Origin of the sequence: Pseudomonas sp. 5P_3.1_Bac2 (assembly GCF_025465995.1) — a bacterium.
Taxonomy (GTDB): Bacteria; Pseudomonadota; Gammaproteobacteria; order Pseudomonadales; family Pseudomonadaceae; genus Aquipseudomonas.
This window is the reverse complement of the sequence record NZ_JANLNY010000024.1, coordinates 114,157-129,379: the sequence shown is the minus strand read 5'-3', so window position 1 is coordinate 129,379 and position 15,223 is coordinate 114,157. Positions and strand designations below refer to the sequence as shown.

The following is a 15,223-nucleotide window of genomic DNA, read 5'->3' as shown; positions in this document are numbered from 1 at the left end:
CTCGTAAGGTGCAATCGCCGCACAGGCGCTTGCACCATGGCGGCCAGCCATCCAACGTGTGAGGGTTAATCAGGCCGTTTAGGCAAATGCGGCGGCAGGTAGAGGGCCAGGTAGGCGTCGAACACGCGCATACCTTCTTCGGCCATGCGTGGGGTGATTTCGCCGTGCAATTGCACCGAGCGCGCGTAAACCCGGTCGCCCAGTTCCATGGCCAAGGCGAACACGTCGACATCATCGGGTAATTGCGGCAAGGGGAAATGCCTGTCGAATAAGGCCTGCATCAGTTGCCCCAGTTCTATGTCGTGTTGACGGTCGGCCTGGGTCACTTCGGCCAGACCATGCTGGGCCAAAATCAACTGACGCGCGGCGGCGTCTGCGGCGTAAATCGCCAGCATGCGCTGCTCGATCAAACGCGACAGATCGCTCCATTGGCACAGCTCGCTGTGCTCCACCGGCGCCTCCAAACAGGCGCGAAAAGCGCTATGGATATCAGCCGTGAGGCCTTCGAGCAACGCCGGCACGCTGGCAAAGAAGTGGTACACCGAGGACGGTGGAATCCCAGCCCGCTCGGCCACATTGTAAATCGACAAGCCAGCCACACCCTGCTCGCCAAGCAACTCGCGGGCGGCGGCAAGAATCCCGGCGATGCGGATCTGGCTACTGGCGCGGGGCTTGCGGACGATTAGCGGGCGTGGCATGGGAGCACTCAATAAGTTCAGGAGAGCTTATTGGACGCTATGCAGCGCATCAGCTGCAAGTCGCACCTGCGAGTGTGCGTACGTCAGCACGGGATTGCACCCGCAGCACTTAGGTCTGATACCGCGCCTTATCGGGGCAAATCACCCGCGATCCGCCCCCTCACTGCCTGCTCGCCGATTTTGCCACTACCAGCCGCGGAACAAAGGCGTAGCAGCCTTGCTGGCGATGGAATTACCGGTGAAAAAAAGCCCGGCTACTGAGTCAGTAGCCGGGCCTGCTAGCCAATAAACCTTACCTAGGCACGCAAGCACTATCTTGCTTGCTGAACCCCTTGCGCTAGAGCGGCGCATAGACTCAACACGCCCTCCACGGCCTGACCGCTATCGGCGGCATTGGCGATTTGGTCAATTAATGCCGAACCGACCACCACTCCATCGGCCAAGCGCGCGATAGTTGCCGCATGCTCCGGAGTGCGGATGCCAAAACCAATGCACAGTGGCAAATCAGTATGCCGACGCAGACGCGCTACGGCTTCCTGCACATGCTCAGTGGTGGCGGAACCTGTGCCAGTGACGCCGGCCACCGACACGTAGTAAACAAAGCCCGAACTGTTGTTAAGCACGGTCGGCAGGCGCTGATCATCGGTGGTTGGCGTGGTCAGGCGGATAAAGTCGATACCCGCCGCCTGAGCCGGATCACACAGGTCAGCGTTATGTTCTGGCGGCAGATCCACCACGATCAGGCCATCCACCCCGGCGGCCTTGGCGTCTTCGATAAACCGCGGCACACCGTAGTGGTGAATCGGGTTGAAGTAGCCCATCAGCACCAGCGGCGTGCGCTGCTCGGTCTTACGAAACTCGCGAACCATCTCCAGGGTTTTCGCCAGGTTCTGGCCGTTAGCCAGGGCGCGGATATTGGCCAGTTGGATGGCTGGACCATCGGCCATGGGATCGGTGAAGGGCATGCCCAGCTCGATCACATCGGCGCCAGCAGCCGGCAAGCCTTTGAGGATTTGCAGGGAGGTGGCGTAGTCGGGGTCACCGGCGGTGATAAAGGTCACCAGGGCGGCGCGGTTTTGCTGCTTAAGCTCGGCAAAGCGGGTCTGCAGGCGGCTCATTAGTGGTTCTCCTGCTGATCAAGATCCAAGTGGTGCATAACGGTCTGCATGTCTTTGTCGCCACGGCCGGACAGGTTGACCACCATGATGTGATCCTTAGGCAGCGTCGGCGCACGTTTGAAGACTTCAGCCAGGGCGTGGGAGCTTTCCAGCGCCGGGATGATGCCTTCTAAGCGGCAGCAGGTATGGAAGGCTTTGAGTGCTTCAGCGTCGGTTACCGAGGTGTACTCAACCCGGCCGACTTCGTGCAACCACGCGTGCTCTGGGCCGATGCCCGGGTAGTCGAGGCCTGCGGAAATCGAGTGGGCGTCGATGATCTGGCCATCGTCGTCCTGCAGCAAGAAGGTGCGGTTGCCATGCAATACCCCCGGCACGCCGCCATTAAGGCTGGCCGCATGCTTGCCGGTTTCGATGCCATAACCGGCGGCTTCGACGCCGATGATCTGCACCGACTTGTCGTCGAGGAACTCATGGAACAGGCCGATGGCGTTGGAGCCACCGCCAATGCACGCCACCAGGCTGTCGGGCAGACGGCCTTCCTGCGCTTGCAGTTGGGCGCGGGTTTCTTTGCCGATTACCGCTTGGAAGTCGCGGACCATCTGTGGATAAGGGTGCGGACCGGCCACGGTGCCGATCATGTAGAAGGTGTTGTGGACGTTGGTCACCCAGTCGCGCAGGGCTTCGTTCATCGCATCCTTCAGCGTGCCAGTGCCGGCTACGACCGGGATCACCGTGGCGCCGAGCAAGCGCATGCGGAACACGTTGGCCTGCTGGCGATCGATGTCGGTGGTGCCCATAAAGATCACGCACTCCATGCCAAAGCGCGCCGCCACGGTGGCAGTGGCCACGCCGTGCATGCCCGCGCCGGTCTCGGCGATGATGCGTTTTTTGCCCATGCGTCGTGCCAGCAACACCTGGCCGATGCAGTTGTTAATCTTGTGTGCGCCGGTGTGGTTGAGCTCTTCACGCTTGAAGTAGATCTTCGCGCCGCCGCAGTGCTCAGTCAGGCGCTCGGCGAAGTACAGCGGGCTGGGCCGGCCGACGAAATCGCGCTGATAGTACGCCAGCTCTTTTTGGAAATCCGGATCGAGCTTGGCTTTGTCATATTCAGCGGCCAGATCATGGATCAGCGGCATCAGAGTTTCGGCTACATATTGGCCACCAAATGAGCCAAACAGGCCTTTGCCATCGGGACCGGAACGCAAGGACGTCATAACTTTCTCCTGGAAATTCCAACCTGCCAGCGCAGGCTGTGAACAATGGGCCTAAGGATAAAGCTGCGCGGCCTCGGGCAAAAGCGATAAGATCGCCATAACCTGTCAGGAAAACTCACATATGAGTCAGGATCTTCCGCCGCTCAACGCCCTGCGTGCCTTCGAGGCCAGCGCCCGCCTAGGTAGCCTGAGTCTGGCCGCTGCTGAGCTACACGTGACTCACGGGGCGATCAGTCGGCAGATCCGCAGCCTTGAAGAACACCTGGGATTCAGCCTTTTCAGCAAGGAAGGTCGCGGCCTTAAACTCACAGATAACGGCCTGCGCCTGCGCGATGTCAGCAGCGAAGTGTTCACCCGCCTGCGCAGCACCTGCGCCGAACTGCAGCAAGGTCAGGCCGATGCGCCCTTCGTGCTGGCCTGTCCGGGCAGCTTGCTAGCCCGCTGGTTTATCCCGCGCTTGGATCAACTCAACCGCGACTTGCCGCAACTGCGCTTGCATCTCTCGGCCAGCGAAGGCGAGCTGGACCCACGGCGCAGCGGCGTGGACGCCACCCTGTGGTACGCCGAACCGCCGTGGCCGGCCGATATGCAGGTGTATGAGTTGGCCGCCGAGCGCATCGGTCCGGTGCTGAGCCCGCGTTATGGACGTTTTGCCGAGTTGCATCAGGCGTCCCCCGCCACGTTGCTCAACGAGCCGTTGCTGCACACCTTAAATCGCCCCCAAGCCTGGCCGAGCTGGGCCGCCAGCAACGGCCTGGATGCCAGCCAGTTGCGTCTGGGCCAAGGATTTGAGCACCTGTACTACCTGTTGGAAGCTGCCGCCGCCGGTTTAGGCGTAGCCATCGCGCCGCAGCAACTGGTGGCCGACGACCTCAGCGCTGGTCGTTTAGTCGCCCCTTGGGGCTTTGTCCAGGCCTCGGCCCGCCTGGCGTTGTGGGTGCCGGCACGCAGTCTAGACAAGCGTGCGCAATTGCTTGCGCAGTGGCTACGCGGGCAACTCAGGGGCTAAAGTCGGCTGGACAAGCCGGCGAATCGGTGGAAGATACCCCACTATCTCACTCAACTATTTCTGTCTAAGAGGTGCCCGATGAGTGCTCTGGCGCAGACCCAACTTTCCGTTCTCGACCTCGCTCCAATCCGCGACGATGGCAATGCCGCGCAAGCCCTGCACAACTCCCTGGCCCTGGCCCGGCATGTGGAAGGCTTAGGCTTTAAGCGTTTTTGGGTGGCCGAACACCACAATATGGATGGCATCGCCAGCTCCGCCACTTCGGTGCTGCTCGGGTATCTGGCCGCCGGCACCAGCAGCATCCGTCTGGGCTCGGGTGGGGTGATGCTGCCCAACCATGCGCCGCTGGTGATTGCCGAGCAGTTCGGCACCCTCGCCACGCTGTATCCAGGGCGCATCGACTTGGGCCTGGGCCGCGCGCCCGGCGCTGATCAGTTCACCGCCCAGGCGCTGCGCCGTGAACGCAGCGGCAGCGCCGATGACTTTCCGGCTGATGTCGAAGAGCTGCAGCGCTACCTCGGCCCGCGCCAGCCCAATCAGCGCGTGATCGCCATGCCCGGCACCGGCACCGAAGTACCGATCTGGCTGCTCGGCTCCAGCCTGTTCAGCGCCCAACTGGCCGGGCAAAAGGGCCTGCCCTACGCCTTTGCCTCGCACTTTGCACCGCGCTATGTGCACGAGGCGATCCGCATCTACCGTAACCACTTCCAGCCTTCCGCCGTGCTGGATAAGCCCTATGTGATGCTCGGCGTGCCGCTGCTGCTGGCCGACACCGATGAGCAGGCGCAGTACCTGGCCACTTCGGCGTTTCAGCGGATTTTGGCGCTGATTCGCGGCCATAGCCTGGTGCAAAAAGCGCCGGTCAAGGCTATGGAAGGCCTGTGGCTGCCCCACGAGCGCGAGGCAGTCAGCAGCTTCTTGGGCCTGGCCATGATCGGTGGCCCCGACACCGTGCGGGCGCGCCTAAACAGCTTGCTGGAGCAGACGGACGCCGATGAACTGATCTTCACCTGCGATATGTACGACTTCGCCGACCGTCTGCATGCCTTCGACCTGCTCAAGGAGCTACGCGGCTAAAACCGCCCACCGCCTGCCGGACAATTGGTCGAACTTCACCCGCTGGTGCTGCTCTGAACTGCATACCCCACCGGAGCAGCGCCATGAAGAAGACAGCATCGGCCCACTGGCAAGGCAGCATCAAAGACGGCACTGGGCATATTTCCACCGAGAGCGGCGCCTTAGCTAAGACGCCCTATGGCTTTAAAACGCGCTTCTCCGACAAACCCGGCAGCAACCCTGAAGAACTGCTCGGCGCGGCCCATGCGGCCTGTTTCAGCATGGCGTTGAGTAAAGAGTTGGGCGACTTGGGCCTGACCGCGCAAAGCATCGACACCACGGCGGAAGTGACCCTGGAGAAGCAGGCCGACGGCTTTGCCATCACCGCCGTACACCTGATCTTGCGCGCGGCTATCCCCGGTGCCGATCAAGAGCGTTTTGAGCAAGCGGCGCTAAGCGCCAAGGCCGGCTGTCCGTTATCCAAGGTGATCAACGCCAGCATCAGCCTCGATGCGCAGTTGCTCTAGGGATTAAATCCGTAGGTGCTAATAAGGCCCGCAGCGCAGGGTTTCACCCTGGGCGAGCACTTCGCCGGCGCTGTTGAGCAGGCGTGACTTGGCCCCCATCAGCCAGGCCCGAGCCTCCCAACGATAGCGTTGACCACTGGCAAAGTCGGCATAGCGCAGCAACAGCAGGCAGGTGATTTGCCGGGGCTCGGCGAAGCCATCGTGACCGCCACCGCCGCCGCGCACTTCAAACATAAAACGCCCACGCAGTTCGTGGGCGCCGCTGGGCATCTGGAAATAACGACCATCGGGCCAGCGCTTGCCATCCAGCAAGTCGGCCATCAGCAGGCTGCTCGCCGGGCTGTGCATGGTGACCCAAGCCTGGTTGGGATCAGCCTTGGGCAACGGGCTGGCGCAGCCGCCTAAAGTCACCAGCGCCGCACCCAGCAGCGCCGTGGGTAGTGCCATATGCATCGCCTTAATCCTTTACGGCTGCAGGTTCTGTATGAAAAGTGCCTGCGGGTCAGATCAAACCGGCGTCCGCCAGCATTTGCTCAAGGCCGAGCAGATCGGGGATTTTCAACACGCCATCGGCATGCTGCACCGCCTCCAGCTCCAACGGCAGCAGCGGCGCGTCAGCGCGCGCCAGCTCCGGACCGACTTTGAGCGAACGGGGAATCCCCTGCACCAGCAGGGCGATAAACTTCACCTTGCCGCGCCCGCCCAAGGCATTCAGCACCGCCACCCGCGCGCTGGGGCTGACCTGAGCGCTGCCGCCACTGGCCGCCTCAAACGACAACAAAGGCAGACGCAGATCGCGCCAGGCCACTTGGCCGACAAACCACTGCGGCGCGCCTTCGTTCAGTTGCACGTTGCGATAAGCGATCAGCTCAGCCAAGGCCACGTTGGGCAGCAGCAAGTTGCGATCCGTCAGCGGCACGATCAAGCCCGTCAGGCTGTCGGCACTATTTTGCGGGCTTAGGGCTTGGCTCATAAAAATTTCCTGTGCGGCGCAAGGCCAAATTTAACGGCACTGTTCGGCCAGGTGTTGGACCAAGGCTTGCGCCAATTCACGGGGATCGCCGCTGCGGCTGCTGTAGCCGCCTTCACGCAGGCTATCGGGCATGCTGGGGCAGGCGCAACTGGCGGCATTTTGCGTCCAGATCTGCCCGCCTTGGCGCCGCACATAGGCCGCCGCCGCGCTGCCATCACTGCCCATGCCGCTAAAGGCAATCACCCCAGAGTGAGCGCCGAATTGCTGGGCCAGGTTCAGCATCATCTGATCAATCGACGGGCTGTAAGGCTCCGGCCAACCCTGCTCGGCGATCTGCATCTGGCCGTCGTCAGTAAATTGCAGTTCATGGCGGATCGGCACCACCACCACTTCGCCGCAGCGCACCGTATCGCCAGCGCGCGCCGGATTCACATGCCACTGGCTGTGGCGGCCGACCGCTTGCGGCAGGCTGCTCTCGAAACTGGCATCGATATGCTGGGCGTAGATAAAGCCCACCGGCAGGCCGCCGGGCAAGGCATCGAGAAAGGCTTTGACCGCTGCCGGACCACCTAAGGAAGCCGCCAGCAGCCACAGCTGCTGCGCCGGTTCACCAGCCACTAACGGGGTATCGGCTAAAGCAGCCGGGAGATCGACGCGAGTTGGCCGCTGCGCCTCAGCCAACAAGGCATCGAGGCTCGGGCCGACCGCCTGGGCGGGATCGCCCACCAGTTTCTTCAGCTTGCCGAATAAGCGCCGCTCCCAACGCGGATAGTGCTCACTGTGGCGCTCCGGGGCATGGCCTTCACCGAACAGCACCGGTGCATCGGTGCGCTCCAGCAGGTTATCGACGAGGGGCGAGTCTTCCGACTGGGCCAGATCCACCAGCCACAGATCGGTCTGGCAGTTATTCAGCGCCTCTTCATCCAAACGCGCCGGATCGCTGTTCATCACCACCTGGTAACCGCTGCCGGTGAGGGCCTGTTGCAGCACATGGCGCTGCAACGAGGTGTCGGCAATAACGGCTATCCGTGCAGCGCTTTTTTCTGTCATGTCGGCTTGACCAGATGCTGGATGGTTTCGAGTAACAGCGCCTCTTGATAAGGCTTGCCGAGGTACTCGTTAACGCCGATGCCCATGGCCCGCTCGCGGTGTTTATCGCCGGTACGCGAGGTGATCATGATAATCGGCAGATCCTTCAGGCCTTCGTCGTGGCGCACCAGGGTGGCCACTTCGAAGCCGTCCATGCGCGGCATTTCGATATCCAACAGCATCACATCGGGCTTGCGCTCTTGCAGCTGGGCGATGGCATCGACACCGTCTTTGGCGGTCATCACGTTCATGCCATTACGTTCCAGCAAGCGGCTGGTGACCTTACGCACCGTGACCGAGTCGTCGACCACCATGACCAAGGTCGGCCGCTCGACTTCCACTTCCACAGTACTGCTGAGCGATTTAACCGCGCGGCTGTGCAGTTGCGGTTGCAGATGGGCATGCAGGGCACGGATGGTCGCCAGCAGATCGAGAATCACCACCACCCGGCCATCGCCGAGGATGGTCGCCCCGGAAATGCCCGGCACCCCGGCAAACTGCGGGCCGAGGCTCTTCACCACGATCTCGCGGGAGCCGGCCAGGGAATCCACCTGCACCGCCACCGCGTGCTCCTTGGAGCGCACCAGAATCACCGGCAAGGGCAGGCTTTGCCCAACCAGTTTGGGATGCTGGCCATTGTTCAGCAGGTCGCCCAGGTAGCGCAGCTCATAGCTTTGCCCGGCGTATTCAAAACGCGGCGCATCAGGGCCGTAGTAGGCCTCCAGCTCATAGGGCGAAACCCGCACGATGCCTTCGATGGTATTGAGCGGGATGGCGTACAGGTCTTCACCGGAAAGCACCATCAGCGCACGGTTAACCGACACGGTAAACGGCAGGCGGATGGTGAAGGTGGTGCCCACATTCGGCTGCGAGTCGATGCTCATGCTGCCGCCGAGTTGCTTGACCTCGGAGTGCACCACGTCCATCCCCACGCCGCGCCCGGAAATCTGGGTGATTTTCTCGGCGGTGGAGAAGCCCGCTTCGAGAATAAACTGCATCACCTCGTAGTCGCTGAGCTGGGCATCGGCGTCCATCAGGCCGCGCTCAATCGCTTTGCGGCGCACCGCATCGAGGCGTACCCCGGCGCCATCGTCGGCCAGGGTCAGGACGATATCGCCGCCCTCCCGACCAAGGCTTAAGCGGATCGTACCCTGCGCCGGTTTGCCCGCCGCCAGCCGTGCGTCCGGGCCTTCGATGCCGTGGTCGACGGCGTTACGCAGCATATGTTCCAGAGGCGCGACGATGCGCTCCAGCACGGTGCGGTCCATCTCACCCTCGGCGTTGCCGACGATAAATTCGACCTGCTTATCCAGCTCGCTGGCGATCTGCCGCACGATGCGGCGCAGACGCGGCACCAGACGGTCGAAGGGCACCATGCGCGTACGCATCAGGCCCTCTTGCAGCTCGGAGTTAACCCGCGCCTGTTGCAACAGCAAGGTCTCGGCATCGCGGTTACGCGCTGACAGGGTTTCTTTTAAATCCAGTAAGTCCGAGGCCGACTCAAACAGCGCCCGCGACAGTTGCTGCAACTGCGAGTGGCGATCCATTTCCAGCGGGTCAAAATCCTCATAACCGGCGCGCTCGGCGTCGGCTTGGATACGGCTGAGAATCTGCGCTTGGGTTTCGGTGTCGAGGCGGCGCAGTTGATCGCGCACCCGGTCGATGGTGGCTTCCATCTCGCTCAGGGTGAAGCCGAAGTCGCTCACCTGCTGCTCCACCCGGCCACGGAAAATCGAGGTTTCACCGGCCAGGTTAACCAGGCCCTCGAGCAGCTCCGCCGGCACCTTGACCAGCTCTTGCGGCGCCCGCCGTGAGGCGGCCTCTTGCGCGGCGTGCTGGGCACGCTCAACAAAGGGCAGTACCTTGGCCGCCGTTTCGTTAACCGGCGCCACACTGGCGGCGACGATGGGCAGGGCCAGTTCGACTTTATTGCCAGCCGCCGGCGCCGTTGCATTGCTCTGTGGCAGCGGGGCTAATTCGGCCTCGGCAATGAGCGCCTGTTGCGGTTCTTGGGCAGGGCTCTGCCAATGGCTGGCGTCCAGACGTTGGCGCAGGCCATCCAGTTCTTGCTGCAAGGCATCAAAGGCCGACTGCACATCCAGCAGCAGGCTTTGCGGCCAGGGCGCGCCCTGGCCTTGGGCATCGCTTAGGTGCTGTTCCAGATCATGGCTCAGATCGCCCAAGCGCTGCTGCCCGGCGAGGCGGGCACCGCCTTTAAGGGTGTGCAGAATGCGCAGCAGATCATCCACCGCACTGTCGGCGCCGCTTTGGCTTTCCAGACGGCCGATGGCTTGCTCCATGTTCTCCAGCAGGTCATCGGCCTCTTCGAGGAAGATATCCAGGATATCCGCCTCGGCTTCAGCGTCCGCCGCCTCCGGCGCCGCCCTTAAGGCAACGCTGGTGGGTACGCTGAGCTGTTCGCTGGGGTTCGCGCGAAAGCCTTTAATAGTGGCGATCAGGCCGTTACCGTCGGGCACGGCGCGCTGCTCGCGCACGGCTTCAAGCATCTGCGCCAGGCTGTCGTGGCAGCGCTCAAGCAAACTAAACAGCTCGCTACCGGCGCGCAGTTGGCCTTGGCCTAAGCCTTCGTAGAGGAATTCCAGCTCGTGGGCCAGATCGCCAATTTCGCGAATCTCGGCCATCCGCGCGCCGCCCTTGAGGGTGTGCAGATCGCGTTGCAGCGACTCCAGCTCAAGGCAGTTATCCACATCCTGCATCCAACGCTGCAAGGCGGCGCCGGCGCTGTCGATAATGTCGAAACCTTCTTCGAGGAAGATCTCCACCAGCTCGCTATCGCGCTCATCGACCACACTCGGTGCAGCAGCAAGCGGCGCAGGCTCTGCAGTGGGCGGCGGCTCGGCGGCAGGAGTTAATTCAACCGCTGCGGCCGCGCTGGGCGGCTCACTGATCAGCGCGTCGAAGTCATCCACCCAGGGTTCCACTTCAGCCTGGGCCTGCGGCTCATTGGGTGCCGGAGTTGCTTGCGCATCTAATGCCAGCTTGGCGCCGGGGTTTTGCCGAAAGCGCAGAATCTGGCTAATCAGCTCGGCCGGGCTGGTCATGCTTTGGCCGGCCTGCAACTGCTCCAGCTGCTGCGCCAGGCAATCGTGGCTGTGCTGCAAAAGCTCAAGCAACTGCGGCGAGTGACTGTAACGGCGGTCGTGCAGCCCTTCGTACAGCGACTCCAGCTCATGGGCCAGATCACCGATCGGGGCGATTTCCGCCATGCGCGCGCCGCCCTTGAGGGTGTGCAGATCGCGTTGCAGCGCTGACAGCGCCGCATGGTTCTCCGGGTCGCTGCTCCAGCGCTCCAGGGCTTGGGCGGAGCTGTCGAGAATATCCACGGCCTCTTCGAGGAAGATGTCCACCATTTCCTGGTCCAGACCACTTACCACTGGGGCGGCAGTCAACGCAGGTACGGCGGTTGTTGCCGCGTCAGCCGGGCTTAGTGGTTCCAGGGCATCCGCCGGCGCGCTGAGCTCGACGTCAGTCTGGCTAAGCTGTTCAACGAAAGCCTCAGGCTGGCGCAACGAGTCAGCGGACTCAGCCAACGCTGCAGGTTCGAGTGTTGGCTCTGGCGCCAGCACTGCATGCGTCGGCTCAACTAAATCGATGGCGTTGCTTTCTGCCGCAGGCACAGCTGTTTCGTCTGTCCACTCCTGCGCTTCTGGATCAACCGAGAGCGGCTCAAGCTCCAGCAGTGCTGGAGTTTCAAGCTCATCGCCGCCAGTGGCAGCCGGCTCATCAGCGCTGTCGAGCGGTGCAAGCTCTAGCTCAGCACCGGCTTCGGCTTCGGCTTCGGCGATGCTGTGCGCTTCGTCCAACGCCTCAAGGTCTTGCTGCAACTCGGCGGTGGCGGTATCCAGCACTTGTGCCTGGCTTTGCCCATCGACACTGCTGATCACGCCGAGGCTATCCGGGTCCAGCGCTTGGCCTAACAGCTCACGCAGGGCGGCGACGCGCTGCGGCGCGGCACTGACCTGTAGGCCAGCGGCGACCTGATCCATCATGCTGATCAGCGCTTCATGGGCCTGCTCGGCCTCGGCAAAGAACTGCTCGCTGACCGCCAGACTGCCCTCTTCCACCGCGCCATACAGATCCAGCAGCGCTTCGCACAGCTCATCGATCTGCGGCAGCTCGGCCATCTCGGCGCCACGGCCTAAAGTGGTCAGCTCGCTCAGCAGCGAACTGAGCTCCTGGCGCTGATTCGGTTGTTCACGCCATTGGCTAAGCAGAGCTTCGGCGTCAAAGAGAATGTCGGTGCCTTCGGCAAGGAAGATGCTGATCATCTGCGGATCGCGCTTCTCGCCTTGCGCATCCGGCTGATTGTGCGCGGCCTGCTCCAAACGCTCGTCATGCAACTGCTGCACACGCTCTAAGAAGGCGCCAGCGCCAGGCAGCTCGGCCAACGGCTGGCTGTCGAGTTGCGCCAGGCCCTGGCGGAACAACTGCTCGGCGCTGCTTAACAGCTCAGCTTCGGCCAAATCCATGGGCAGCAGGTTGGCTTTAAATTCCTTAACCAGGCGCTCAAGCGGCGCCGCAATTTGCGCCACCGGCATGATCCCGGCCATCGAGGCGCTGCCCTTGAGGGTGTGCAGGGCGCGCTGCAAATCATCGGTGATGGTTTGCGGCAACTGCTGGGCACAATCGGCGAGGAACGCCACCAGGGTATCCAGATGCATCTCCGCTTCGTTGCGGAAGATCTCCAGCAACTGCGGGTCGATGGCCTCGGCATCGTCGGCGGCGGGCGCGTCCTCAACGGCCTCTGCCTCTGCACTGGGCAGTGCGGCCAGAGGCAGAGCCTGGCCCTTGGCTAAGGCATGGGCGCTGGCCGCCAACTGATCGACATCATCGCGCTGGCGTTGGGCCTTTTGCGCAAATTCATCGACCAGCTCAGGCAGGATGGCGATCACCTGCGCGATCACCTGCTGCACCTCGGCGCCGGGCTCGATACTGCGATCAAGCACACGGTTAAGCAGGTTTTCCACCGCCCAGGACAGCTCGCCCAGGACCAAGGCGCGAACCATCCGGCCACTGCCCTTGAGGGTGTGGAAGGCTCGGCGAATTTCCGTCAGCGCCTCTTTGTTTGCGGTATCGGCGCACCACTGGGGGAAATACTCGGCGATGGTTTGCTGCACCTCGCCGGCTTCCTCGATAAACACTTCCAGCAGTTCGTCATCCACGGGCTCTTCATCGGCCGGTGGGGGCAGTAAGCTCGGGGGTACGTCTTGGGCCGGCGGGTTGATCGCCGCCACAGGCGTCGCCAATACCGCGGCTAAAGACAGGTCCGCGGCGGGCTCGGCTGCGCCTTGCGGTGCTGTCGGCAGGCTCGGCAAATCGACTTCGGGCAGGGCCAGATCGGCCAGTTCCTGCTCGCTAAATTCCAGCTCAGCCAGGTCAAACTCATTGAGTTCACTGACGCTTGGCGAACCATCTTGCTGCGTAAAATCAGGCGACTGGCTGGCGAACACATCGTCCAGCACCAGCTCGTCTTCCGCTTGCTGCAGAGGCTCAAGCGCAACCTGATCGCTGCCCAGCACCTCGTCCCAGTCAAGCAGTTCCAGATTCGTTTCACTGGCGAAATCGGCGCGATGTTCAGACGCAGGTGCCGCCACATCGTCCAATGCTGGCAGCGCGTCGAGATCAAACTCCAGCACTTCGCTACTGCTTTGCGCTGTGTCGAGCAGCCATTCGCCGCTGTCGCTGTGCAAACCCGGCTCATCCGCGAGCGGCAGGGCAGCCGATAACTCTTGGCTATCCCCTAGGGCGAGCGGCTCGTCGACTGCAACCGCACTGGCGTCAAGTTCTGGCTCTGGCTCTGGCTCTGGCTCTGCAAAAGGCTGCACCGCCAGCGGGTAACCGAGCAAGGCCATGCTGTCTTCGGCCACATCGAGGATCGAGTCGCCTTGGCTGCTGTTGTCTTCCGCCAAGCGCTCTAAGTAGTACTCCACACTGGTGATGGCATCAGCCAGGGTGTCGAGGTGTTGCCAGTTAGGCACGGCCTGGCGCGCCAGCAACTGTTCTTGGATGTAGCGGGTGCAGGCGCTGAGCAACTCTGCCGCACGGGGCAGCGGGATCATGGCCAGGCCGCCGCGCACTTGGGTCAGCAAGTCCGGCACACGGGCCAGGTGCTCGTGGTTCCACTGCGAGGCGATAAACTCGATGATGGCGTCTTTGGCCTGCTCCAGACCATTACGCGCTTCGCGAATCACCAGTTGGTGAATCTGCCCCACATCGGTGGTCGGCAGGTGGCTGGCTTCGTTAGTGGCGTCGGCATGGGCACCAATCATGCCGGTGAGGGTCGCCTCGACGTACAACAGCGCGCCGGCGATATCCATCAGCAGGGCATCGCTGGGCTCGCTCTGGCCTTTGAGCAGGCTGTTGACCACGTCCAGCTGCTCGGCGATGACCCGCCGTGGCTGACTAAAGCCAAGTACGGCCAAGGTGTCGGCGATTTGTTTGAGCGGCCCGGCCAGGGCTTGCAGATCCGCCAGGTGTACGCGGTCGCTGCGCACAAACAGATCGAGGCTGTCTTTAACCCGCACCAACTCTTCACACAGGGCGGTGACCACCGAGTGCATGGCGTCGCGATCCGGCCCGGCTAAACGCGCGCGTTCTTCATCGATGACGTGGTGATCCGGCAGCGCTTCATCCAACCGATACTGCTCACGCAGGGCACGGACTTTGGGCGACTGCGCGGCAGATTTAGCCACGTAAAACAGCAGGTTCTTGCTCAGCTCTTCCGGCGCGGCCTGGTTAAAGCCTTCCGCGCCCTGCTCCAGCACGCGCTTGAGTTCTTTATCGACCTGACGCAGCAAAGTCCGGATGGAGCTGCCATTGGCCAGGCTGCCATCGGCCAAGCCTTCGACCACGGCCGAGGCAATCGGCCAGAGCTGGCCTAAGGGCGAGTCTTTAGCCAAGCTGTCCAGGCGCGCAAAAACCCGCGCCAGATAGCCTAAGTGGGTTGGCAAATCCTGGTTGCGCAGCACCCCGACCAAGCCCATTTGCAGCATCTGCCGCAGTTTGCGCAGCAAAGCTGGCAGCTCATCGTTGTTGAGTTGTTGCATGGCCGCAGGCGCCAGCGGCGCCGCACGGTTGGACATATCCGGGCTGAACAGGCTGGTTTCCGAGAGCAGCTTCTCGCCACGGGCGGCACGCAAATCATTGAGCAGCGGCAACACCACCATGGGCAGGTCGCGGCGCGCGGTTTGAATGCGGTCGAGGTAGGCTGGCAGCTGCAGAATCGACTGCATCAGCACTTCCAGCGCTTCGTTCTGATTGCTTACGCGGCCCTCGAGCATGGCTCCGGCGAGCTGCTCCATTTCCTCGGCCAAAAGCGCGGCGCCGAAGAACTCGACCATCTGCAGGGTGCCCAAGACCTGATGCACATAGGTCTGGCAAAAGCGCATACGTGTGGCGTCCTGAGGGTTCTCGACGAACGCCTCGAGGGCCTGACGCGCCTGCTTCAGGGTTTCCGCAATCTCGCCCTTGACCCATTCCAGGGCGACATAATCATGCCGATCACCCATAGCCACTCCA

10 protein-coding genes are annotated in these 15,223 nt (G+C 62.4%); 3 read left to right on the top strand and 7 right to left on the bottom strand.

Annotation, left to right across the window (positions count from 1 at the left end; genetic code table 11):
• Window positions 1–65 precede the first annotated feature (65 nt).
• The 3 genes from NTD81_RS16220 to trpB all read right to left on the bottom strand — a co-directional run bounded on the left by NTD81_RS16220 (window position 66) and on the right by trpB (window position 3,030).
• Window positions 66–698, bottom strand: a complete 633-nt coding sequence (locus NTD81_RS16220) for a TetR/AcrR family transcriptional regulator (RefSeq protein WP_262183692.1) — start codon at window positions 696–698, stop codon at window positions 66–68.
• 311 nt (window positions 699–1,009) lie between these two features.
• Entirely contained in the window at window positions 1,010–1,816 is an 807-nt protein-coding gene (trpA, locus tag NTD81_RS16215) for a tryptophan synthase subunit alpha (RefSeq protein WP_262183691.1), read from the bottom strand.
• Window positions 1,816–3,030, bottom strand: a complete 1,215-nt coding sequence (gene trpB / locus NTD81_RS16210; protein WP_262183690.1) for a tryptophan synthase subunit beta — start codon at window positions 3,028–3,030, stop codon at window positions 1,816–1,818. The genes trpA and trpB overlap by 1 nt, the downstream gene beginning before the upstream one ends.
• Window positions 3,031–3,151: 121 nt before the next feature.
• Here trpB and NTD81_RS16205 point away from each other — a divergent pair, with 121 nt between their 5' ends.
• From NTD81_RS16205 to NTD81_RS16195, 3 genes are all read left to right on the top strand, one after another.
• The gene (locus NTD81_RS16205) at window positions 3,152–4,039 is read left to right on the top strand and encodes a LysR family transcriptional regulator (protein ID WP_262183688.1); all 888 of its coding nucleotides are present in this window, start codon (window positions 3,152–3,154) and stop codon (window positions 4,037–4,039) included.
• Between the two features lie 78 nt (window positions 4,040–4,117).
• Entirely contained in the window at window positions 4,118–5,116 is a 999-nt protein-coding gene (locus NTD81_RS16200; RefSeq protein ID WP_262183687.1) for an LLM class flavin-dependent oxidoreductase, read from the top strand.
• A gap of 83 nt (window positions 5,117–5,199) precedes the next feature.
• On the top strand, window positions 5,200–5,622 hold the full coding sequence (locus NTD81_RS16195; protein ID WP_262183686.1) for an OsmC family protein: 423 nt from the start codon (window positions 5,200–5,202) through the stop codon (window positions 5,620–5,622).
• A gap of 18 nt (window positions 5,623–5,640) precedes the next feature.
• On the opposite strand, the gene NTD81_RS16190 is transcribed toward NTD81_RS16195, so the two are convergent.
• From NTD81_RS16190 to NTD81_RS16175, 4 genes are read right to left on the bottom strand one after another with little or no spacing between them, the layout of a single operon-like run.
• Complete coding sequence (locus NTD81_RS16190) at window positions 5,641–6,075, bottom strand: hypothetical protein (protein WP_262183685.1); 435 nt, start codon at window positions 6,073–6,075, stop codon at window positions 5,641–5,643.
• Between the two features lie 49 nt (window positions 6,076–6,124).
• Window positions 6,125–6,595: a chemotaxis protein CheW gene (locus NTD81_RS16185; protein WP_262183684.1), complete on the bottom strand. Its 471-nt coding sequence runs from the start codon at window positions 6,593–6,595 to the stop codon at window positions 6,125–6,127.
• Between the two features lie 30 nt (window positions 6,596–6,625).
• Complete coding sequence (locus tag NTD81_RS16180; RefSeq protein WP_262183683.1) at window positions 6,626–7,645, bottom strand: chemotaxis protein CheB; 1,020 nt, start codon at window positions 7,643–7,645, stop codon at window positions 6,626–6,628.
• Window positions 7,642–15,213 (bottom strand): Hpt domain-containing protein, encoded by a 7,572-nt coding sequence (locus tag NTD81_RS16175; RefSeq protein WP_262183698.1) that lies wholly within the window; start codon window positions 15,211–15,213, stop codon window positions 7,642–7,644. The genes NTD81_RS16180 and NTD81_RS16175 overlap by 4 nt, the downstream gene beginning before the upstream one ends.
• Window positions 15,214–15,223 lie beyond the last annotated feature (10 nt).